Source organism: Mesorhizobium sp. WSM4806, from assembly GCF_055811635.1.
Genome location: NZ_JBVVQZ010000003.1, coordinates 162,247 through 183,211 on the forward strand (window position 1 = coordinate 162,247; position 20,965 = coordinate 183,211).

At 64.5% G+C, this 20,965-nt stretch carries 18 protein-coding genes and 1 pseudogene; 9 read left to right on the forward strand and 10 right to left on the reverse strand.

What is annotated here, in order from left to right; translation table 11 throughout:
• The first annotated feature begins 32 nt into the window (after positions 1-32).
• The 3 genes from AC0L2M_RS06250 (at position 33) to AC0L2M_RS06260 (ending at position 2,586) form a co-directional block, all read left to right on the forward strand.
• Complete coding sequence (locus AC0L2M_RS06250) at positions 33-1,085, forward strand: ABC transporter permease subunit (protein ID WP_027156329.1); 1,053 nt, start codon at positions 33-35, stop codon at positions 1,083-1,085.
• Entirely contained in the window at positions 1,078-1,833 is a 756-nt protein-coding gene (locus tag AC0L2M_RS06255; protein WP_023800331.1) for an ATP-binding cassette domain-containing protein, read from the forward strand. The genes AC0L2M_RS06250 and AC0L2M_RS06255 overlap by 8 nt, the downstream gene beginning before the upstream one ends.
• A 510-nt stretch (positions 1,834-2,343) precedes the next feature.
• Positions 2,344-2,586 carry a hypothetical protein gene (locus AC0L2M_RS06260; protein ID WP_287065469.1) on the forward strand — a complete coding sequence of 81 codons (243 nt, stop codon included), beginning with the start codon at positions 2,344-2,346 and terminating at the stop codon, positions 2,584-2,586.
• A gap of 170 nt (positions 2,587-2,756) precedes the next feature.
• Here the strand turns inward: AC0L2M_RS06260 and AC0L2M_RS06265 are convergent.
• Both AC0L2M_RS06265 and xseA read right to left on the reverse strand, forming a co-directional pair.
• A pseudogene (locus tag AC0L2M_RS06265) lies at positions 2,757-3,889 on the reverse strand (DmpA family aminopeptidase).
• A gap of 9 nt (positions 3,890-3,898) precedes the next feature.
• Positions 3,899-5,464, reverse strand: a complete 1,566-nt coding sequence (gene xseA / locus AC0L2M_RS06270; protein ID WP_473534489.1) for an exodeoxyribonuclease VII large subunit — start codon at positions 5,462-5,464, stop codon at positions 3,899-3,901.
• Positions 5,465-5,578: 114 nt separating this feature from the next.
• On the opposite strand from xseA, the gene AC0L2M_RS06275 reads away from it, so the two are divergent.
• Complete coding sequence (locus AC0L2M_RS06275) at positions 5,579-7,792, forward strand: putative bifunctional diguanylate cyclase/phosphodiesterase (RefSeq protein WP_473534347.1); 2,214 nt, start codon at positions 5,579-5,581, stop codon at positions 7,790-7,792.
• Positions 7,793-7,795: 3 nt separating this feature from the next.
• Here the strand turns inward: AC0L2M_RS06275 and AC0L2M_RS06280 are convergent, their stop codons facing one another.
• Positions 7,796-8,746, reverse strand: coding sequence for a LysR substrate-binding domain-containing protein (locus AC0L2M_RS06280; RefSeq protein ID WP_023800337.1), 951 nt, complete (start codon positions 8,744-8,746; stop codon positions 7,796-7,798).
• A gap of 176 nt (positions 8,747-8,922) precedes the next feature.
• Between AC0L2M_RS06280 and AC0L2M_RS06285 the strand changes: the two genes are divergently transcribed.
• Positions 8,923-9,213, forward strand: coding sequence for a DUF1127 domain-containing protein (locus tag AC0L2M_RS06285; RefSeq protein ID WP_023800338.1), 291 nt, complete (start codon positions 8,923-8,925; stop codon positions 9,211-9,213).
• 152 nt (positions 9,214-9,365) lie between these two features.
• Here AC0L2M_RS06285 and AC0L2M_RS06290 read toward each other — a convergent pair whose 3' ends face one another.
• From AC0L2M_RS06290 to AC0L2M_RS06305, 4 genes are all read right to left on the reverse strand, one after another.
• The gene (locus tag AC0L2M_RS06290; protein WP_473534348.1) at positions 9,366-10,253 is read right to left on the reverse strand and encodes a DUF937 domain-containing protein; all 888 of its coding nucleotides are present in this window, start codon (positions 10,251-10,253) and stop codon (positions 9,366-9,368) included.
• Positions 10,254-10,367: 114 nt separating this feature from the next.
• On the reverse strand, positions 10,368-11,741 hold the full coding sequence (locus AC0L2M_RS06295) for a glutamate--cysteine ligase (protein ID WP_023800340.1): 1,374 nt from the start codon (positions 11,739-11,741) through the stop codon (positions 10,368-10,370).
• A gap of 257 nt (positions 11,742-11,998) precedes the next feature.
• Positions 11,999-12,733, reverse strand: a complete 735-nt coding sequence (locus AC0L2M_RS06300; RefSeq protein ID WP_473534349.1) for a 16S rRNA (uracil(1498)-N(3))-methyltransferase — start codon at positions 12,731-12,733, stop codon at positions 11,999-12,001.
• Positions 12,734-12,764: 31 nt separating this feature from the next.
• Complete coding sequence (locus AC0L2M_RS06305; RefSeq protein ID WP_023800342.1) at positions 12,765-13,457, reverse strand: hypothetical protein; 693 nt, start codon at positions 13,455-13,457, stop codon at positions 12,765-12,767.
• An 87-nt stretch (positions 13,458-13,544) separates the two neighbouring features.
• On the opposite strand from AC0L2M_RS06305, the gene AC0L2M_RS06310 reads away from it, so the two are divergent.
• Positions 13,545-14,243 carry a type 1 glutamine amidotransferase gene (locus tag AC0L2M_RS06310; RefSeq protein ID WP_473534490.1) on the forward strand — a complete coding sequence of 233 codons (699 nt, stop codon included), beginning with the start codon at positions 13,545-13,547 and terminating at the stop codon, positions 14,241-14,243.
• Positions 14,244-14,516: 273 nt separating this feature from the next.
• On the forward strand, positions 14,517-14,657 hold the full coding sequence (locus tag AC0L2M_RS06315; protein ID WP_091595274.1) for a hypothetical protein: 141 nt from the start codon (positions 14,517-14,519) through the stop codon (positions 14,655-14,657).
• A 5-nt stretch (positions 14,658-14,662) separates the two neighbouring features.
• Here AC0L2M_RS06315 and AC0L2M_RS06320 read toward each other — a convergent pair whose 3' ends face one another.
• From AC0L2M_RS06320 to AC0L2M_RS06330, 3 genes are read right to left on the reverse strand one after another with little or no spacing between them, the layout of a single operon-like run.
• Complete coding sequence (locus AC0L2M_RS06320; protein ID WP_473534491.1) at positions 14,663-15,436, reverse strand: metallophosphoesterase; 774 nt, start codon at positions 15,434-15,436, stop codon at positions 14,663-14,665.
• A gap of 35 nt (positions 15,437-15,471) precedes the next feature.
• On the reverse strand, positions 15,472-16,608 hold the full coding sequence (locus AC0L2M_RS06325) for an alpha-hydroxy acid oxidase (protein WP_027156341.1): 1,137 nt from the start codon (positions 16,606-16,608) through the stop codon (positions 15,472-15,474).
• Positions 16,609-16,656: 48 nt separating this feature from the next.
• Complete coding sequence (locus AC0L2M_RS06330; protein ID WP_023800347.1) at positions 16,657-17,460, reverse strand: FadR/GntR family transcriptional regulator; 804 nt, start codon at positions 17,458-17,460, stop codon at positions 16,657-16,659.
• A 199-nt stretch (positions 17,461-17,659) separates the two neighbouring features.
• Here AC0L2M_RS06330 and AC0L2M_RS06335 point away from each other — a divergent pair, with 199 nt between their 5' ends.
• Together AC0L2M_RS06335 and AC0L2M_RS06340 are read left to right on the forward strand one after the other, a co-directional pair.
• Positions 17,660-19,003, forward strand: a complete 1,344-nt coding sequence (locus AC0L2M_RS06335; protein WP_027156343.1) for a DUF3422 family protein — start codon at positions 17,660-17,662, stop codon at positions 19,001-19,003.
• A 287-nt stretch (positions 19,004-19,290) separates the two neighbouring features.
• On the forward strand, positions 19,291-20,787 hold the full coding sequence (locus tag AC0L2M_RS06340) for an FAD-linked oxidase C-terminal domain-containing protein (RefSeq protein ID WP_473534350.1): 1,497 nt from the start codon (positions 19,291-19,293) through the stop codon (positions 20,785-20,787).
• The last annotated feature ends 178 nt before the right edge of the window (positions 20,788-20,965 follow it).

Genomic DNA, 20,965 nt, shown 5'->3' on the forward strand with positions numbered 1-20,965 from the left:
GTCGGAGGCCGCTCTGCGGATCGGAACCATCCATGACTTCAACATCACCAACCGAAACGCATGTCGCTCCTCAGGCGGATCACGGTGATCCGGCCAGGAGCTGGCTCGCACGCATCGCCGAAGGGCGCGCCTGGCTGTTCCTTGCGGGCCTGATCATCTGTTTCGAGGTCTGGTCGAGGCTCTCCTTCGGCGCGACCTTCGTGCTCAACCCGTTCAACGTGCAGTCCATTGCGATATTCGCCGTGGCGCCGTTGCTGCTGGCGACCGGGCAGACCTTCGTCATCATTTCGGGAGGCATCGACCTCTCGCTGGGCTTCATCATGGGTCTCGCGGCCGTCGTCGCCGCCCACGCCACGAATATGGCTGGCGTCGCCATGCCGGTGCCTCTGGCCATGATGTTGGGCATTCTGGCGGCCGTGATCGTCGCCGGCGTGCCTGGCGTCATCAATGGCTTGCTGATCTCGCGCCTCAGAATTCCCCCTTTCATCGGCACGCTTGGCATGTTTGGCGTGGCGCGCGGCGCTGCGTTCCTGCTGGCCGGCGGCACGACGGTGCCGGTCCAGAATTCGTGGTTCGCGCTGCTTGGCAACGGCAGGTTCTACGGGGTGCCTTATCTCGTCATCATTGCCGCCGTCTTTGTCGTGGTGATGCACTACATCCTGAGCCAGACCCGGTTCGGCCAGCATAACTACGCCATCGGCGCCAATGTGCAGGCGGCGCGCCGCGCCGGCATCGACATCAGGGGCCACATCCTGCGCCTCTACGTGCTTTCGGCGATGTGCGCCGGCCTCGGGGGCGCGCTCTATGCAGCGCGCTTCACCGCGGGCGCCGCCCAGGCCGGCGAGCCCTTGCTGCTGGACAGCGTGGCAGCCGTGGTAATCGGCGGCGCCAGCCTGTTCGGTGGCTCAGGCACCATCTTCGGGACGGTCGCCGGCGCCTTGGTCATAGCGGTCATTCAATACGGGCTGGTTTTCGTCAATGTCGAGCCGTTCTGGCAGTTCATCGCCGTCGGCCTGGTCATCATTATCTCCGTCCTTATCGACCAGGCGCAGCGCCGGTTCAGTGGAGCTCGCCAGGATGAATAGTTCCGAACCAACCACCCCCCTCCTCGAAGTCCGGCACCTTTCCAAGCATTTCGGCGCGGTGCAGGCGCTGAACGATTTCTCCATGGCCGTGCGGCCGGGCGAAGTGGTGGCGCTGGCCGGCGACAACGGCGCCGGCAAGACGACGCTGATCAAGGCGATATCGGGCGTCTTTCAGCCGACCGGCGGTGAAATTCTGCTGAGGGGGCAGCCGGTCACCTTCGCGACGCCGCAGGAGGCGCGCGAAAAAGGCATCGAGACCATTTACCAGGATCTCGCTCTCGCCGACAATTTGTCCATCGGCGCCAATATCTTCCTCGGCCGTGAACCCATGCGCAAGGCTTTCGGTTTCTTGCCGGTGCTCGACCGCAAGGCGATGGCCGTCGCCGCCAAGCAAACGATGGGACGGCTGGACTTCCATGTCAGCCGGCTCGACGCCCCGGTCAGCAATTTCTCCGGCGGTCAACGGCAGGCCGTTGCCATCGGCCGGGCCGTCTACTGGGACGCGCAGATCCTGATCATGGACGAACCGACCGCAGCCCTCGGCGTGCCGGAGCAGCGCAAGGTCATCTCGCTCATCCACCAGCTCAAGGCGCAAGGCCGGGGGGTGATCTTCATCTCGCACAATCTGCAGGACATTTTCGCCGTTTCCGACCGTATCGTCGTGCTGCGCCGCGGCATCCAGGCCGGCGAGCGCAAGATTTCGGAGACTAATCATGACGAAGTCGTCAAGCTCATGGTTGGCGGATAGGCCGAGCGCCCGCCCGATTTCCGGCGAAACATACTCGCCCCGACGGTGACAAAATGCCATCCAGATACGCTCGGCGCGGCGGAAGGAAGCAGGACGGCGAGCAGAGTCGACATTGCCTGAGGATGTCACTATATAGCGGCGGCTTTGGCATATAGCGGCGGCTTTGGCCGCGTACCCTAGGGTTGCGCAGCGAATGGCGCCGCAAACGTGCCGCGTAATGTGATACCTATTGTCATACAAATTGACTGGATTGCCGGAAAATAACAAGTAGAAACAATGGCGCGATCCGGGACCTGATCCCAGTCAACGGTGCCAGTCTGCTCAGGAAAATAGAATCTCCTTCAGAATTAGAATGTGCTCCTTGAACCTTCGATTTCCGTCAGCCCTGTGGAGCTTGGGCAAGATCGGCTTGCCGGGTGACGGCGACTCGGTTGGAATAGGACCGTGCATCTTTTCGGGGATGCCGGCGTTTATGATTACCAACCGGCGCAGCCGCCAGGGAACAGCAGCATGAGCGAACACGCGATCGAGTTCTTGCAGGAGTGGATCGGCGAAAAGGTCCACTGCCAGTCCCCGCTGGACAGGATCGAGGAGCAGGCCGAGACCCTCGCCAAGGAATGCGCGGCGAAGGCTGCTGAGGCCGGCATACCGCTGGAGGATATCCAGGAAGAGGTCGGCGACATTCAGGAACTTATCGCGTCGAGGCTGGAAGAGGCGGCTGAGGCCGACCAGGACGAAAAGAATTCGGACTAATGCATGTCGCCCAAAAGTGCGCAGCGGTTTTGGGATAACGACATGCATAAAACAAAGAACTAAAGGGCGTCGCATGAATCCCTTCAAACGCGACGCGCTTTAGCGAGTGACATGCCGACCCGGCGAAAAGCATCTATTCACCTGTGCGACGCGTGACACGCCACACAGTTCTACTTTCCCTGCCTAGCCCCGAATTTGCTCTTGAGCCATGCCGTTGGCAGCGCCGGCACGAAATTGCCGTCGCGCCCGGTCATGTCGTCATTGGCGACCAGCGCATTGAGGATCGCTTCCTCCACACTCCCGATCACGGCGTCGAAGAACGGGTCGATGTCGGTATCCGGGATAAAATCGGCGCTGGCGATGCGGCCTGGCGGCGCCAGCGCCGCCTCGCGGTTGGCGGTCGAAAAGGCCAGGAAAATATCGCCCGAGCTGTGATAGCCGAAGCCGCCGGTCATGGCGACGCCGAGCGGCACCCGGCGAGCCAGCCGCTTCATCTGATGCGGCAGCAACGGCGCGTTGGTGGCGATGATCCCGATGATCGAGCCCTTTTCGGCGCGCGGCGTGCTTTCGCGGATCGCCGGTTCGATGAGATCGGGCCCGGCGCGCAGGCCGCGAATGGTAAAATTGCTCCGCGTGCCGAAATTCGCCTGCACGAACGCGCCGACCGTGTAGCGCCGGCCGTGCCATTCGACGAGGCGCGATGCCGTGCCGGAGCCTGCCTTGAAACCGAAGGCGATCATGCCGGTGCCGCCGCCGACGCTGCCTTCCTCGATCGATCCGCTGGTCGCGCCATCGAGGGCCGCGGCGACATGCTCAAACCCGAGATGGTGGCCATTGATGTCGTTCAGGAAGCCGTCATAGGTCTCCGCCGCCACCGGCAGGCCCCAGCCGCTGTCGAGCGCGGCCGGCAGCACGCGCTGCATCCAGCGCAGCGTTCCGTCGCGCGAAACGCCGCAGGAATGCGTGTTGGTGATGGTGATCGGAAAATTGAAGGCACCGGTTTCCTCGATGATGTGCGAGCCGGTCAATTCGCCATTGCCGTTCTGGCCGAAAATGCCGGCAAACACCGGCGTGGCCAGTTCGGCGCGCGATCTGGGCAGGATGGCGGTCACGCCGGTGCGCACCGGCCCTCGCCGACCACCAGCGCACCTTCGCCCGAAATCAGCGTCGAATAACCGACCGCAACGCCAGCCACATCGGTGATGGCGTTGAACGGTCCGGGCGTGCCGTCAAAACGAATGCCGAAGGCTCGCGCGCGCTGCTTGCCGGAAGGCGTCGTCTGGTGATGTGGATTGCCGGAAATCATCGGCGCTCAAAACAGCGAGCCTTGGCTGCCAGGCTCCTTGGCTTTGGCGGCCGGCTTTGCAACAGTTTTCGGCCGTGCCGCGCCGCTGGTCGCAACCGCATCGGCGGTTCCGTCGGCGAACTCCAGCGAAAGTGCCATCCCCGGCGCCACTTCCGCCGCTTGATTGATCACTGCGCCGTCGGCATCTTTCACCAGGGCGAAGCCGCGCGCCAGCACCGCCTTGTGCGACAGCGTCGCCAGCAGCCGGTCGGCCTGGGTCAGTTTCCCGCGCAAACGCTCGAGCCGCACCGAAATCACCCGGTCCTGCCGCCGCGACAGCGCCGTCAGGGCATCTGCCTGCAATTTCTGCCGCCTTGCGAGCGGCGCCGGCGACAGCCGCGCCGCGGTGCGCGAAAACCGCGTTCGCCGCTCGCGCACGATGGCGAAGAACGCCGCTTGCGCGCGGCCAAGGTCGCGGCCGGCCAGTGTGCGGGCCTCCTTCATGCGTCGCGACAGGGTGGCCGGCGTCAGCCGCTGCGCCTGAAGCCTGGCTCGCTTGCGCTGGACGCTGACGGACAGCGCTCGGCCAAGCCGGCTCGTCGCCTCGTCGAAACGCCGGCGCGGCAATGCCAGCAACTGGTCGGGCGAGGGCAGCGCCCGGGTGGCGGCACGCACCGCCTGGCGCTTGCGCTCGAAATTGCGCGACACCGCGGCCTTGAGCCGCGCACCAAGGCCGGCAAGCGTCACTTCGAGGTCGGCGCGTACGGGCACGGCGATTTCGGCGGCACCCGTCGGTGTCGGCGCCCGCACATCCGCCGCCAAGTCGATCAGCGTCCAGTCCGTTTCATGGCCGACGGCCGAAATCACCGGAATGCGCGAGGCGGCGACGGCGCGGGCCAGCGCCTCGTCATTGAACCCCCAAAGATCCTCGAGGCTGCCGCCGCCGCGCGCCACGATCAGCAGGTCGGGCTGCGGGATGACGCCATCCTGCGCCAGTCCGTTGAAGCCGTTGACGGCGGCGGTCACTTCCGCGCCGGCCGTTTCGCCCTGCACTCGCACCGGCCAGACCAGCACATGCAGCGGAAACCGGTCCTTGATCCGGTGGATGATGTCGCGGATGACAGAGCCTGTCGGCGAGGTGACGACGCCGATGACGCACGGCATGAACGGCAGCAAGCGCTTGCGGCCGGCATCGAACAGGCCTTCGGACTGCAGCCGGCGCTTGCGCTCTTCCAGCAGAGCCATCAGCGCCCCGGCGCCGGCGGGCTCCAGATTGTCGATGACGATCTGGTAGGTGGACTTTCCGGGATAGGTGGTGAGCCGGCCGGTGGCGATCACCTCCATGCCTTCTTCAGGGCGGAATTTCAGCCGGCCCATTGTGGTCTTCCAGACCACGGCGTCGAGCCGTGCGCGGTCGTCCTTGAGGCAGAAATAGGCATGGCCGGAGGAGTGCGGCCCGCGATAGCCTGATATTTCGCCGCGCACCCGCACATTGCCGAAGACGTCCTCGACCGTGCGCTTCAGCGCGCCGGAAATCTCGCTGACCGTGTATTCGGTGGCGTTGGTACGTGATTCGGATGCAGCGTCGCTCATTAGCCGATTGGGGGGCGGTTGTTGGCCGGCGTCAAGGCCGTCGCTCATAGCGATGTCATAACTCGATCTTAACCCGATCTGATGACTGTGCGGAAAAGAGAGTGGCCAGGACGCATGAGCCGTCGTCTTCAACGCAGCCCATTAACGTTCCAGGTCACGCTGACGGTAATGGCGCTTGGCATTTTCGCGCTTGCCATGGTCGTCGGCTTTGGCTTTTACGCCACTGTGCAGGCGGATAGCGTCTCCCTCGAGCGGCAGAAAATCCTTTTCGCCAACGGCATGCGGGACCGGATGGCGGCGGTGGATCGCGAGCAGGAAAGCATCGCAGTCTGGGACGATTCCGTCATCAATGCCAAGGCCGGCAACGTGGACTGGATGATCGATAACATCAGCGTCTGGATGTATTCCTACTATGGGCATGATCGGGTCTATGTACTGGATGCCGTCGATCGTCCGGTCCATGCGATGCGTGAAGGAAACGTACTGGCGCCGGCGCGTTACAGCGAGGATGAGCCGGTTCTGTTGCCCACGGTCGAAAGGGTGCGCCGGTTGATCCGCGAGCCGGCGAAAGAAGACCTGGCCGGCGGTCCGGTCAAATTGGCCGCAGGGGATCTGGTGGAGCTTGACGGAAAACCTGCCATCCTCAGCATCATGCCGCTGGTGCCGAGTTCCGACCGCGTCATCCAGACGCCTGGCAGCGAATACCTTCATATCTCGGTGGACTTCATCACCGACGCGCTGCTGGCCAAGATCGCCGGGCAATATCTGTTGGGGGGCGCCCGCCTGCTGCCGTTGTCGCAGCCGGTCGGCGGGGCTGCCATTCCGCTGGTCGACTCACACGGCGTCATCCTGGCTTATGCCGGCTGGGATCAGGAGCGGCCCGGCAGCGCGCTTGTGCGCGAGGCAGGGCCGGCCCTGATCGGTGGCGCGCTGCTCGCGGCAGGTGTCCTGGCATTCCTGCTGCGCCGCCTCCGCCGTGCATCGTCGGCGCTGCAGACCAGTCAGGCCGAGGCGCAGTATCTCGCCTTCCACGACACGCTCACCGGCCTTCCCAACCGGGCGCTGTTCGAGGACCGGCTCCGGCGCGCTTTGCTCACGGCCAGTCACGAAACAGCCAAAGTGGCGCTTCTTTATCTCGACCTCGACCGTTTCAAGCATGTCAACGACACGCTTGGCCATCCTGCCGGCGACGAGCTTGTCCGCCAGACCGCCGCGAGGCTCCAGCAGGCAATCCGGGAGGTCGACACGGTGGCACGGCTCGGCGGTGATGAGTTCGCCATGATCCTGATTGATGTTGACGACATCCGAGGCGCCGAGGATGTTTCGGAGGGTCTGCTTCAAAAGCTGCAGGAGCCGTTCAAGCTGGCCGACGACCAGGTTTTTGTCAGCGCCAGCATCGGCATAGCATTGTCGACCGGTCCGGATGCCGATGCGGACGACTTGCTGCGCAAGGCCGATATCGCGCTTTATGAAGCCAAGAAGAACGGCCGCGGCCGCTACCAGGTCTTTGCCGGCGACATGGACGACCTGCTGTTGCGCAAGCGCCAGGTTGAGAGCGAGCTTCGCCATGCCCTGAATGGCGGAACCGGGATCAAGCTGGCGTATCAGCCGATCTTTGCGGCGGACGGCAGCACGATCCTCGGTGCCGAGGCGCTGATCCGCTGGGGACATGAGGTCCACGGTGGCTTGCCGCCGGCACAATTCATCGCCATCGCCGAAGAACGTGGCATGATCGGCCAGCTTGGCAAATGGGTGCTGCAAGAGGCTTGCCGCTTCGCTGTCGGCACCGAATTGCCTTGGGTGGCCGTCAACGTGTCGCCGCTGCAACTGCGCGACGCCGGTTTCGCCGAGCAGCTTGCGGCGGTTCTCGCCGAGACCGGATTGGCGCCAGGGCGCCTGCAGCTCGAGATCACCGAGGGCGTGCTGTTGGACAACAACGATACGACCAGGACGGCTCTGGCTGCCTTGCGCCGGTCGGGGATCGCCATAGTGCTCGACGATTTCGGCACCGGCTATTCGTCGCTGAACTATCTGCGCCGCCACGCTATCGACAAGCTCAAGATCGACCGCTCCTTCGTGAACCTCCTCGGCCGCGACGAGAGTTCAGCGGCGATCGTCACGGCGCTTGTCGATCTTGCCGACGCTCTTAACGTCGGCGTCACCGCGGAAGGCGTGGAGACCGAGGAGCAAAAGGCGCTGCTCGTCGCCATGGGCTGCCGAGAGTTTCAGGGCCATCTGCTGTCGCTGCCGCTGGAGCCGGCGCAATTGCTGCGGCTGGCCGGCCTTTTGCCTGGCAAGGACAGCACGCCGGCAGCAGTTTCCGCCTGATCCTTACCAGCCCGGCACGATCTGGTTCGGCTTGCCCCGCTTCATCTTCGAAAAGGCTGCGAAGTCGAAGCTTCCCGTCTCTTCGCCGAGCGGCACGGAAATATTGTCGAGGCTTTCCGAAATGTGACGGGCAAGCGCGTCGACGATCTCCGGCCGCGACGTCTGGCCGCGCATGATGCCGATGCGGCAATCGGGCAGGGCGCCGAATCCGTCGGCGTCGCCCAGCACCCGCATGCCGGGGCGCAGCGCGCATTCCGGCAGCACCGAGATCGCCAGGCCGGAAAGCACCGCGGCGGTGATGACGGTCGCCGAGAAGCTGGTGAACAGGATGCGGTAGTCGCGGTTCTGCCGGTCGAGCACGTCGACCGCGGCCCGCCGCCAGATGCAGTTCGGCCGGCCGAAGGCCATCGGCAGAACGTCCTGTTCATGCGTCGCATGGTTGGCCGAAGTCACCCACAGCAGCGGTTCGCGCCGCACCACTTCCGACTGGCCGTGCGCGTCACTATGCGTCACCAGTGCCAGATCGAGATTGCCACGCTTGATATGCTCGACCAGCCCCGGCGTCGGCTCGCAGATCACGGTCAGTTCGACACGTGGGTTGGAACGGGCGAAGCGGGCCATGATCTCGGGCAGGAAGCGATCGGCATAGTCGTCCGGCGTGCCGATTCGGATCGTGCCTTCGAGCCGCCGGTCGTCGAAGGCGGCCAGCGTTTCCCGATTGAGGAACAGCAACCGTCTTGCGTAGGAGAGCAGCCTGTCGCCTTCCTCGGTCAGCCTGTTGGTGCGCCCGTCCTTTTCGAACAGCGGCTTGCCGATCCGCTCCTCCAGCCGGCGCATCTGCATGGACACCGCCGACTGGGTCCGATGCACCGCTTCCGCCGCGCGGGTGAAGCTGCCGGTGTCGACGATCGAGACGAAGGTCTGCAATTGATCGAGATCGAGTGGCGCTTTCATCGGTCCCATCCATCACTAGTGTTGATGTTAAAGATTAGAAACATTCGTTGGATTAATCAATCGAACGATGGCAAATTTACGACTGTCCACATGACAGCATGTGAATCGGGACCGGAACGGCCGCTGTTGCCAGCGCCGATCGCGCGTCTTCGTCCGTTCGAATGAAGGAGACTGACATGGCTACGTTTGATTTCGCCACCGAGACTTCGCGCATCACGTCGCGTCCGGCTATTGCGACGCGCGTGGTCAACACCATCTCCAGCGTCTATCGCGCCTGGAAAAACCGCCGCGCCTTCTATCGCCTTGGCGAGATGTCGGACGCCGAACTTGCCGACATCGGCTTGACGCGAGCCGATCTCCACGTCGCCATCGACGTGCCGTTTGGCCGCGATCCAACCGAGAGGCTTCGCATTATCGCAGCCGATCGCACAGACACGATCGAGGATATTGCCCGCAAAGTGACCTGATCGATGGTTGCGTGCCCTTCGGGCGCGCGGTGCTTGGATTTCGCAGGCTCCCACTCCCTGCCGGTTTCCCCGCCGGCCCGCCTGCGCACTGCCCGGTCCTCCCAAGGATCGGGCATTTTTCTTTTTGAAATCAGCCGAAGGCCAGCTTCACGCTACCGCCGGTCCATGCCTCGCTTGAACTGATCGAAGATCGACTCCATGCCCTTCTGGTAGTCGTCACGCTGCTGCGCACCTGCCTCGAACATCTTGCCGAACAAATCGTCGAACGGATTGCGTGGCCTGCCGCTCGGATTGGTCTGCGGCTGCGGCGTTTCGCGCTGCTGCGGCGCCTGACGCGGCTGCGGCTGCTGCGCGCCGCCGCCGAACATGTCCTGCAGCACCTCGCCGAGCGGATTGTCGCCGTAGGGATTGGGCGCCTGCCGCGGCTGACCCTGCGGCTGCTGCGCACCACCGAACATGTCCTGCAGCACTTTGCCGAACAGATTGTCCATCGGGCCGGGCTGCGGCGCCTGGCGCTGTTGCGGTGCCGGTGCGCCGCCACCGGCCTGCCGCATCATCTGCTCGATGATCTCGCCGAGCGGATTGCTGCCGCCGCCGAATCCGCCTGCTGCCTGCATCTGATTTGTGGTCTGCTTGAACAGGCCACCCATCATCATCGAAGCCACGACCGGCAACATCTGCTGCAAGATCTGCTGGCTGACGCCGCTCGCCTGCGCTGCCTGGCTGGCAACGGCGCGGGACAGGTCTTTCGAGCCGAACAGATGGCCAAGAATGCCGTTGCCTTCATCGACGCCCTGCGGCGAGAAGGCCCGGCCTGCGTCCTCGAAATATTTGGCGTGCTGGCCGCTGGCCATTGCCGTCATGAACGCGCCGAGCCCGTACGGGTCGGAGGTGCTGCGCTTCAGCCCCTGTGAAAAGGCCGGCAGCAGCGCCTCGACCGCCGATTGCGCTTGCTGCTGCGAAAGGCCGAACTGTTGGGCCAGGGCCTGCATGCCGTTACCGTTCTGCGCCTGCGCCAGAATGTCGAACAAGGAAGCCATTGGTTTTCTCCTCGGGAAAATCCTCGTAGAAGAGCCTACCGCATCGGCCCGAAAATCGGAATCGATTTCGGAAAGCGCGTTTCCCGAACTGTCAGCCAAGCCGATAGCAAACGGCTAATACGCATACTCCATGAACACCGGCTCGATCGAGCCGCCCCAGCGCGTATGATAGGCGGAGAGCAGTTCCTCGGCGCTGGTGGTGCCGCGCGCGATGACTTCGTCCAGGGTGCTGAGGAACGACGTTTCGTCGTAGCCGTCGCGGTTCTTGCGGCCGCGGTTCTTCAGCCCCATGCGCGAGATGACGAGCACGTCGCGGGCGATCTCGCGCAGTGTCGTATTGCGGAACGGCGCCGAAATGCCCTGTTCCGGCACGGCGTTGCGCATCGCCAGCACCTCTTCATAGCTCCAGCTTGAGGTCAGCGCCTCGGCGGCGTCGAGCGCCGCCGCGTCGTAGAGCAGCCCGACCCAAAAAGCCGGCAGCGCGCAGATGCGCCGCCATGGTCCGCCATCGGCGCCGCGCATTTCAAGGAAACGCTTCAGTCGCACGTCGGGGAACAGCGTCGACAAATGGTTCGCCCAATCGCCCATCGTCGGCAGCCCGTCAGAAATCTCGTTGCGGGCCGCACCTGCCATGAACTGGCGGAAGGAGACGTGCGTCATGTCGTGGTAGTGGCCGTCGCGGATGACGAAGTACATCGGCACGTCGAGCGCCCATTCGACATAGTCGGCGAAGCCGAAATCGGGCGAGAAGCAGAAGTCGAGCAGTCCCGAGCGCTGATTGTCGGTGTCGCGCCAGATGTCGCCGCGCCAGCTCTGAAATCCGTTGGGCCGGCCCTCAGTGAACGGCGAGTTGGCGAACAGCGCCGTCGACAGCGGCTGCAGCTTCAGCGACACCTGCATCTTGCGGCGCATGTCGGCCTCGCTCTCGAAGTCGAGATTCACCTGGATGGTGCAGGTGCGGTACATCATGTCGAGGCCCTTGGTGCCGACCTTGGGCATGTAGCGGGTCATGATCTCGTAGCGCGACTTTGGCATTTTTGGCGTCTCGGCCAGCGACCATTTCGGGCTGCCGCCGAGCCCGAGGAAGCGGATGCCCATCGGCTCGGCGATCTCGCGCACCTGCGCCAGATGCGCATTGCCCTCGCGGCAGGTCTGGTGGATCGTTTCCAGCGGCGCGCCGGACAGTTCGAATTGGCCGCCGGGCTCCAGCGAAATCGCGCCCCGGCCGGTCGGCTCGACCAGGCCGATGATGCGGCCGGCATCCATGATCGGATCCCAGCCGAGTTTTTCCTGCATGCCCTCAAGAATGGCGCGGATGCCGTGCTCGCCGCCATAGGGCACCGGCGCATTGCCGTCGACATAGAATGGAAATTTCTCGTGTTCGGTGCCGATGCGCCATTTGTCGCGCGGCTTGTTGCCTTCAGCCAGGTGCTCGACAAGCTCGTCGACGCCTTCGATCGGCCGGAAATCGGTTGTGTCGCGCGCCATTACAAGTCCTCTAGCACATGATTCCGAAAATCGGCTTCGATTTTCGGAAAGGATCATGTGCCCAATCAAGTGCTACAGCGTCCTTTGCGCGTCCGAAAGGACGCGCGGCGCTGTAGGTGGTCGGACGACCGCCGGCGCTAGATGGACGAAATGTCAGTAGGCGATCAAGCGAAAAATCCTGAGCCACAGGGTAACTGGAATTGATTGGCTGCTTCTTCCTTCTCCCACAAGGCCCACAAGGGGAGAAGGGAAGTGCCTCACCAGTCTCCGATTGTCGCCTGTATCACCGCCAGCGCCGCCACAGCAGCCGTATCGGCGCGCAGGATGCGCGGACCGAGAGGAATCGCGGTTACGAAAGGCAGCTCCCGCAGCATCCTTCGTTCCTCGTCGGAAAATCCGCCCTCGGGGCCGACCAGCAGCCCGAGCTTCTTCTCCCGCACCGCCTGCAGCGCCGGCAGCGGATTGTTGGTGGAAGCATCCTCGTCGCAGAAGATCAACCGCCGCTCCTTGTCCCAGCCGGCCAGCAGGCGCTCGATTTTTTCCGCTTCGCGCACTTCCGGCACCGCAAGGATGCCGCATTGTTCGGCGGCCTCGACGACATTGGCGCGCAGCCGTTCGATGCCGGGCTTTGCCACCTGCGTGTGCTGGGTAATGACCGGCTGCAGGACGCCGGCGCCCATCTCGACCGCCTTCTGCACCAGATAGTCGAGCCGACCCTGCTTAAGCGGCGCAAAGCAGTAGACGAGATCGGGCAGCGGCGGCTGCGGCCGCTGCAATGCCAGCAGCTTCAGCCGCACCGTCTTTTTGGACCTGGCGGCGATAGAAGCCGACCATTCGCCGTCGCGGCCGTTGAACAACAGGATTTCGGCGCCCTCGCCGAGCCGCAGCACATGCATCAGATAATGGCCCTGCTGCGGGCTCGCCTCGAACTCGATATCCGGTCCGAGGTCGTCCGGCACGAACAGCCGCTGCATCTTGTAATTGGCGCGCATCGCCGAGGAATGGGCGAGCCGGCTCTTGGCGTCAAGTCTCGGCCGACGGATGCCACACTGGCAAATAGCCTTGCCTCAGCACGGCAACGGTGGTCGCCGGCGTGAGCAGGCGGATTGGACGGTCGGCAAAACCGCCGAACCCCACGGGATCGCCGTCCACCGGATCGCCCCCCACACGATCACCATAGCCTGCGAACGACCAGCGCAGCGCCTTGCCGCCGCGCATCGCATAGGCATTGCCGCCGTCCGCAACCATGGCGCCGTCCGGCAACCCGGCAAGCTCTTCTACGGATACGACCGGTGCCTGCCCACCCGACGCCGGCCGCTCCCTATGCAGCCGCTTGTCGACCTGCGGTGCGCGCGGCGCGGCAATGCCGAAGGCCATGCCGAAGCGCCGGACGAAGTCCCTGGCCCGCTCGCGCCGGCAGAAGAAGCAGGGCCGATGCCCGGCCGAGAGTGCGGTCACCTCGTCCAGGAAAAACAATTCGGTCCAGCCGGCCTTGCCCACCGATTGGTCGTCACTTTGCCTGTTGCGGCCCATCGGCTCGCGCCGCACATCGCGGAATCCGCATACGCAGATGATCCAGGCCTGCAGCGCCCAGCGCTTTTTCAGCAGCGTCTTCGTTTCGGGGTCATGGATGATGCCGCGATTGCCCATGAACAGGCCGCGCTCCGGCACGGCGTGGATGACGCCGAACGGGTCGACCCGATTCTGCAGTGGCATAGCTTTCTCCCCGAATACGTATCTTGGCCGGAATGACGGCGGCATGATATCGCTCGTCGCATCGTTTTCATGTCAGCAGGTTTTTCGATGCGGGTGCTGGTGGTCCAGAATTTCGACAGCGAGGGCCTTGGCCAGATCGGCGCAGCGCTTGTCGAGGCAGGCGCCGATATCGATCTGCGCCGGCCCTATGGTGGCGAGATGCTGCCGCAGGACAGCGCTGCGCACGACGCCATGGTCGTGCTCGGCGGCGCCCAGAATGCGCTGGACGACGAGATCTGCCCGTATTTTCCTGAATTGCTCGACCTGACGCGCGATTTCGCCGGCAAGGATCGCGCCGTGCTCGGTATCTGCCTTGGCAGCCAACTGGTGGCGCGCGCCTTCGGCGGCGAGAACCGGATCGGCGGCGCCTCGGAATTCGGCTGGCACAAGGTCTCGCTCACGCCGGCGGCGACTGCCGATCCGGTGCTCGCAGCGCTGCCCGAAAATTTCCCGATCTTCGAATGGCACGACGACACCTTTGTCTTGCCCGAAAATGCCGTGCGGCTCGCCGGCAACGAAGTCGCCGAGAACCAGGCGTTTCGCATCGGCCGTGCCGTCTACGGGTTTCAGTTCCATTTCGAGGCGGACCGGCCGATGGTCCGCGACTGGAGCGCATCCTTCGCATCGCTCATTGCCGAGCGGCACCCGGACTGGAGCGATCGGCTCGATGACGAAATGGCCCGCCACGGAGCGGCTGCCGACGCCGCCGGGCTGGCCATCGCCCGCGCCTGGGTGGCGACGATCTGATCAGTCAGTACCGACGTTGCATATTTGGCACGCCGGCAAAAATCCGCTGTGGACAGCATGTTTCGTGCTTGGCTTGTGGCCGCCCGCCACCCTAGAAGGCACCCGCTCTGCATCTTCCGTGCAACGCGATGAACCTTTTGGGTCACTCGCGCGACACATCGCCGATACAGAACATGCCTAAAAGCGCGAAATCGTCGAAACTTTAAGACGCATTTTCCGTTTCAACCCATTCGTAACCCGCCCTGTGCACAGATGCAGGAAGCTCAACAAGAGATGACGTCCGTGAAAGCAGCGCTTCTGTCCTTTGTCATGTTGTCGGCCATAGTGTTGTGCGGCTTCGGCACCTACGCCGGCGACGCAGCCAACAACCACAACGCCGTCGACGGCTACGGCGTCACCGCCGCGCTTCGCTAAGCGCTTTAACCCCTCTCGCCTGACACCACCAGGATACGCTTGTCGGCACCGTCGACGACGAGCGCGCTGAGGTTTCCCGTCTGGTAGGCGAGCGTGTCGATATTGACGCGGTTGACCATCACCTCGGCCTCCGGCACCGGCGTGTGGCCATGCACCACGATCTTTGGATGCAGGCCGGAATGATTGTGGAAGACATCGCGGATCCAGATCAGGTCCTGCGCGCTCTGACTTTCCAGCGCAATGCCCGGCCGGATGCCGGCATGGCAGAAGAAGAAGTCGCCGAAGGTTAGTGAAAACGGCAGCGACTGCAGGAACTCGACATGGCTTTTCGGCACGGCCTCGACAAGTGCTGCATGGCCTTGCCGCAATGCCGCCTCGGACCTGCCGAACCACGCGCCGCCACCTTCATTGAGCGCTACGCCATAGGATTGCGCGGTCTGGATGCCGCCATAGCGCATGAAAAGCCCGTCCGCATCGGGAGTGTCGAGGAAGTCTAGGAAGCCGATGTCGTGGTTGCCGGCGAGCATCAGGTGGCGCGGGTCGCGTCGTCGCACTTCGATCAGGAAATCGATGACGCCCTTGGAGTCCGGGCCGCGGTCGACATAGTCGCCGAGATGGACGACACGCCAGTCGACCGGCCGCGCCTGGCTGATCTCGGCCGCAATCCGGCGGTACATGGCGGCGAGCAGGTCGAGCCGGCCATGCACGTCGCCGACCGCATAGATGCGCATGCCTTCCGGTCCGCGCGCGTCGAGAAAGTGGATGCCGGGGGCAGTCAATGCTTCCATCTCCGTGATCATGCCGCCACGGGAGTCTAACGCCGAAGCTGATCCTTGCCCATGTCGGTCACCAGACGCTTTCCGCACAGTGCCAGCGTTATGTCCATCTCCTTGCGGATGATTTCCAAGGCTTTGGTGACTCCATCCTTGCCGAGCGCGCCGAGGCCGTAGAGGAAAGGCCGGCCGATATAGGTGCCCTTGGCGCCGAGACACAGCGCCTTCAGCACGTCCTGGCCAGAGCGGATGCCGCCATCCATATGCACTTCGATCGTGTCGCCGACCGCGTCGGCGATTTCTTCCAGCACCGAGATCGACGACGGCGCGCCGTCGAGCTGGCGTCCGCCATGATTGGAGACGATGATCGCGTCGGCGCCGGTCTTGGCCGCCATCAGCGCGTCCTCCTTGTCGAGGATGCCCTTCAGGATCAGCTTGCCGCCCCAGCGCTCCTTGATCCAGGCGACGTCCTTCCACGACAGGTGCGGATCGAATTGCTCCGTCGTCCACGACGACAGCGAGTTGAGGTCGCCGACGCCCTTGGCGTGGCCGACGATGTTGCGGAAGGTCCGGCGCTTGGTGCCGGCCATGCCAAGGCACCAGCCCGGCCTGGTCGCCACCTGCCAGACATGCTTCGGCGTGAAGCGCGGCGGCGCCGACAGTCCGTTGCGGATGTCCTTGTGGCGCTGGCCGAGGATCTGCAGGTCGAGCGTCAGCACCAGGGCCGAGCACTTCGCCGCCTTCGCCCTGTCGATGAGACTGAGGACGAAATCCTTGTCGCGCAGCACATAGAGCTGGAACCAGAACGGCTTCCTGGTCACCGATGCGACATCCTCGATCGAGCAGATGCTCATCGTCGACAGCGTGAACGGCACGCCGAATTCCTCCGCCGCCTGCGCCGCCAGCATCTCGCCGTCGGGGTGCTGCATGCCGGTCATGCCGGTCGGCGCCAGCGCCACCGGCATCGCCACCTTCTCGCCGATCATGGTCGATTCCAGCGAGCGGTTGCTCATGTCGACCAGCACGCGCTGGCGGAACTTGATCTTTTGGAAATCCTCCTCATTGGCCCGGTAGGTGCTTTCGGTCCATCCACCGGAATCGGCATAGTCGAAGAACATCTTCGGCACGCGGCGGCGCGCCAGGTCCTTGAGATCGGCGATGGTGAGGATCATGCTCATGGGCTTCCCGCTGATGGTTCGCTAATTCGTCGCAATTCTTGCCGGCGCTCACGAGCGTTTCCGTGCCGGCTCGCTGTCGCCGGCTTCGGAGCGCTGCATCAGCCTCAGCCGCGACACGCGTTGCCAGTCGCCGCTGCGCTCGGCCTCGGCCATGGTGCGTTCGACATGGCTGATGTGGTCCATCGCCGCCTGCCGTGCGGCCGCCGGATCGCCGGCCTTGACCGCCGCGTAGATCGCCCGGTGCTGCGAAAGCAGCGCTTCGCGCGCGCCCGGCACGTTGAACACCAGGAGCCGGTTCTGGAACACGCCCTCCGACAGCAGCCGGTAGCACGAGCGCAGCGTGTGCAACAGGATGATGTTGTGCGCGCATTCGCAGATCGCGTGGTGGAACTCGACGTCGATTTCCGCCTCGTCGTCGAAATTGCCGGTCCGGTGCGCCTCGTCCATGCGCGCCATGATGCGGTCGAGCAGCGCCAGGTCGTCTGACGTGGCGCGCCGCGCCGCGTACTCGGCCGCCACCGCCTCGATCTCGCGGCGGTATTCCAGATAGTCGGTCGCCGCCTTGCGATGCATGGAGATCAGGTCCGTCACCGGCTTGGTGAACAGCTGGCCGATGACATCGGCGACATGGGTGCCGCCGCCGGGCCGGGTCGTCAAAAGCCCGCGCCCCTCCAGCGCCTTCAGCGCATCGCGCAGGATCGGCCGCGACACCTCGAACCGGCGCGCCAGCTCGCGCTCGCCCGGCAGCCTGTCGCCGGTGCGCAGAACACCTTCGAGTATCAGACTCTCGATCTGCTGCACCACCTCGTCGGCGGTGCGGGAATGCTCGATCCTGGAGAAAATGTCGCTCAACGGGGATGGCCTGGGGGATTGTACCGGTGTCGCGCAGGATAAAGCCTGTGTCGGCAACTGGTCAAATTATTTATCCAGTTCGCCCACTTGGCCGGGTCCGACGTCGTCCCGGCCTATCGCTTTCGGCTAATTTGTCGTTTGCGTGCCCCGGCAATTGGCTCTAGAGGGACGCGAGTGCACCAGGCCCGGGGGACCAGCCGTGGCAGATGACCCGTCCAATCTCGAATTCCAGCCGCGCGTCGAAGGCAGCGTCATGGGCTTTCCCGCGCATGAGGGACGGCCTGGCGCGCTCGGCGAGGTTCACGCTCGTCCGCATCCGCTGGTCGAGAAACCGCGCGTGCTGGTGCAGCTTTCGTTCATGACCGAAGCCGGCTCCGGCGTCGACCAGGCGGTGCTTTCCGAACTGTCGCGGCGCCTCGGCATCGCTGCGCCTGACCCTCATGCCCGCCACCACGCGATGAAGTGGGGCAAGGGCTCGCTGCGCTGGGAGCGGCATACGGAATTCTCCACCTATCTGTGGGAAGGACCGCTCTCCGAGAGCGGCCAGCGCCAGGAAGGTTCGCCTTTCGGCAACGGCTTTTCGCCGCCGGGAACGGTGATTTCCGGCATCAGGCTCGAAATCCGCAAATGGACGCAGGCGAGCGAAAGGCTGATCGCCGGCTTCGACCCGACCAGCCTGTGCTATTCGCTGGTCGAGCGCGGCAACGCCGCCATTGTCACCGATTTCCGCCAGGACGGTGACGGCATGACCCGCATGCTGGTGCTCGACCGCGGCCTGACGCCGGCACGGACCGGCGCGCTGGCGCAGCGGCTGATCGATATCGAAACCTACCGCACGCTGGCCATGCTTGGCCTGCCGCTGGCGCTGATGCTGTCCGGTCGCGCCCGCCGCATCGAAGACAGGCTGGCGCAGACCACACTGGAAATGAAGGTCGCCGAAACCCGCGACAACCAGACGCTGCTTGCCGATCTGACCGAGCTTGCCGCCGAACTGGAGGCCGATGCAGCCTCAAGCCTCTATCGCTTCGGCGCCAGCCGCGCCTATGACGGCATCGTCCGCGAACGGCTGGAGGCGCTGGAGGAAGAGGCGGTGCCCGGCTACGACACCTGGGGCGGCTTCCTGCAGCGCCGCGTCGCCCCAGCCATGCGCACCTGCCGTTCGGTCGAAGAGCGTCAGGCCAATCTGTCGACCAAGCTCACCCGCGCCACCACGCTGCTGCGCACCTGGGTCGACGTCGAGGTCGAGAAGCAGAACCGCGATTTGCTGGCGTCGATGAACAACCGCGCCCGCCTGCAGTTGCGGCTGCAGCAGACGGTGGAGGGTCTCTCGGTCGCCGCCGTCTCCTACTACGTCGTCGGGCTCATCGGTTACCTCGCCAAGGGCGCCTCGATCTTCGGCCATGCCGTCGCGCCCGAGGTCGTCACCGCCGCCTCGGTGCCGCTCGCCATCCTGCTGGTCTGGTGGGGCGTGCGCCGAGTGCGCCGCCTGCACTCCGAACCCGCCAAGCCGGCAGGCGAGCAGGCAGGCAATCTCCCACCTTGAGGGGGAGATGTCGCCGAAGGCGACAGAGGGGGTCGTCTCGCATGGGCGCCAACCTCGTTTCGCGGCCGGACACGACGTCGGCGATTTACGTGAGACGACCCCCTCTGGCCGCTTCGCGGCCATCTCCCCCTCGAGGGCCCTCGAGGGGGGAGAAAGTCAGCGCTTCCCTCTCGCCGACCCGCGCAAGATCGTCCCGGTATCGGCTTCCGATTTCAGCCAAAGCAGGATTTGCAACGAGCGCCTGCCGCTGGTAAAAGATTTTTACCAGTCGATCGAAGGAACTGTCGATGTCCGGCCTGCTGATGCCGAAATCAGACGACGCCACGATGCGCCGGCGCGACGAGATCGTCGCCGATATGCGCATCATCGTGCCGGGCGAGGGCGTCGTCGACGCTGCCAATTCGATGCGCGCCTTCGAGAGCGACGGCCTCACCGCCTATCGGCAGTTGCCACTGGTGGTGGTGCTGCCCGAAACGGTGGCGCAGGTCTCGCGCGTGCTGAAATATTGCAACGACCGCAACATCCGCGTCGTGCCGCGCGGTTCCGGCACCTCGCTGTCCGGCGGGGCGCTGCCGCTCGAAGATGCCGTGCTGTTGGTGATGAGCAGGTTCAACCGCATTCTCGAGATCGATTTTCCCAACCGCATCGTCGTCGCCCAGCCGGGCGTCACCAATCTCGGCATCACCACCGCCGTCGAGCAGGAGGGCTTTTATTACGCCCCCGATCCATCCTCCCAGATCGCCTGCTCGATTGGCGGCAATGTCGCGGAGAATTCCGGCGGCGTACATTGCCTCAAATACGGCCTCACCGCCAACAATGTGCTCGGGATCGAGATGGTGCTGATGAACGGCGAGGTGGTGCGGCTCGGTGGCAAGCATCTCGACGCGGAAGGCTACGACCTGCTCGGGGTGATGACCGGTTCCGAAGGGCTGCTCGGCGTCGTCACCGAGGTCACCGTGCGCATCCTGAAGAAACCGGAGACGGCGCGCGCGCTGCTGATCGGCTTCCCGACCAGCGAGCAGGGCGGCCAATGCGTCGCCGACATCATCGGCGCCGGCATCATCCCGGGCGGCATGGAGATGATGGATCGCCCGGCGATCCATGCTGCCGAGGATTTCGTCCATGCCGGCTATCCCCTGGATGTCGAGGCGCTGCTGATCGTCGAACTCGACGGGCCGGGCGTCGAGGTCGATCATCTGATCGGCCTGGTTGAGGCAATCGCCTATAGGAACGGCTCGACCACATGCCGCATCTCGCAATCGGAGCAGGAGCGGCTGAGTTTCTGGGCCGGCCGCAAGGCGGCCTTTCCGGCGGTCGGCCGCATCTCGCCGGACTATTACTGCATGGACGGCACCATCCCGCGCAAGGAACTGCCGCGCGTCCTGCACGGCATGCGGGAACTCTCCGAAAAATACGGGCTCGGCGTCGCCAATGTATTCCATGCCGGCGACGGCAATCTGCATCCGCTGATCCTCTATGACGCCAACGTGCCGGGCGAGCTCGACATGGCGGAAAGTTTCGGCGCCGACATCCTGCGGCTTTGCGTCAAGGTCGGCGGCGTGCTGACCGGCGAGCACGGCGTCGGCGTCGAGAAGCGCGACCTGATGCCGGAAATGTTCAACCAGATCGACCTCGACCAGCAGATGCGGGTCAAATGCGCATTCGACCCCAACCATCTGCTCAACCCGGGCAAGGTGTTTCCGCAGCTTCGCCGCTGCGCCGAGCTCGGACGCATGCACGTGCATCGCGGCCAGACGGCGTTTCCGGATATTCCGAGGTTTTGATGGTAGCGTCGCGGAATGGCGGTTCCTCGCCCCCGCAAAGCGGGGCAGAGGCGGGGGGGGGGGGGGGGGGGGGGGGGGGGGGGGGGGGGGGGGGGGGGGGGGGGGGGGGGGGCGGGGCGCCGCGCCCCGCCGGGCCCCCCGCCCCCCCCCCCGCCCGGCCCCCCCCCGCGCCGGGCGA

What these genes read in the sequence shown, in the direction of transcription:
- AC0L2M_RS06250 (WP_027156329.1), top strand. Translation starts at nt 33, where the DNA reads ATGACTTCAACATCACCAACCGAAACGCATGTCGCTCCTCAGGCGGAT.
- AC0L2M_RS06255 (WP_023800331.1), top strand. Translation starts at nt 1,078, where the DNA reads ATGAATAGTTCCGAACCAACCACCCCCCTCCTCGAAGTCCGGCACCTT.
- AC0L2M_RS06260 (WP_287065469.1), top strand. Translation starts at nt 2,344, where the DNA reads ATGAGCGAACACGCGATCGAGTTCTTGCAGGAGTGGATCGGCGAAAAG.
- xseA (WP_473534489.1), bottom strand. Translation starts at nt 5,464, where the DNA reads ATGAGCGACGCTGCATCCGAATCACGTACCAACGCCACCGAATACACG.
- AC0L2M_RS06275 (WP_473534347.1), top strand. Translation starts at nt 5,579, where the DNA reads ATGAGCCGTCGTCTTCAACGCAGCCCATTAACGTTCCAGGTCACGCTG.
- AC0L2M_RS06280 (WP_023800337.1), bottom strand. Translation starts at nt 8,746, where the DNA reads ATGAAAGCGCCACTCGATCTCGATCAATTGCAGACCTTCGTCTCGATC.
- AC0L2M_RS06285 (WP_023800338.1), top strand. Translation starts at nt 8,923, where the DNA reads ATGGCTACGTTTGATTTCGCCACCGAGACTTCGCGCATCACGTCGCGT.
- AC0L2M_RS06290 (WP_473534348.1), bottom strand. Translation starts at nt 10,253, where the DNA reads ATGGCTTCCTTGTTCGACATTCTGGCGCAGGCGCAGAACGGTAACGGC.
- AC0L2M_RS06295 (WP_023800340.1), bottom strand. Translation starts at nt 11,741, where the DNA reads ATGGCGCGCGACACAACCGATTTCCGGCCGATCGAAGGCGTCGACGAG.
- AC0L2M_RS06300 (WP_473534349.1), bottom strand. Translation starts at nt 12,733, where the DNA reads ATGCGCGCCAATTACAAGATGCAGCGGCTGTTCGTGCCGGACGACCTC.
- AC0L2M_RS06305 (WP_023800342.1), bottom strand. Translation starts at nt 13,457, where the DNA reads ATGCCACTGCAGAATCGGGTCGACCCGTTCGGCGTCATCCACGCCGTG.
- AC0L2M_RS06310 (WP_473534490.1), top strand. Translation starts at nt 13,545, where the DNA reads ATGCGGGTGCTGGTGGTCCAGAATTTCGACAGCGAGGGCCTTGGCCAG.
- AC0L2M_RS06315 (WP_091595274.1), top strand. Translation starts at nt 14,517, where the DNA reads ATGACGTCCGTGAAAGCAGCGCTTCTGTCCTTTGTCATGTTGTCGGCC.
- AC0L2M_RS06325 (WP_027156341.1), bottom strand. Translation starts at nt 16,608, where the DNA reads ATGAGCATGATCCTCACCATCGCCGATCTCAAGGACCTGGCGCGCCGC.
- AC0L2M_RS06340 (WP_473534350.1), top strand. Translation starts at nt 19,291, where the DNA reads ATGTCCGGCCTGCTGATGCCGAAATCAGACGACGCCACGATGCGCCGG.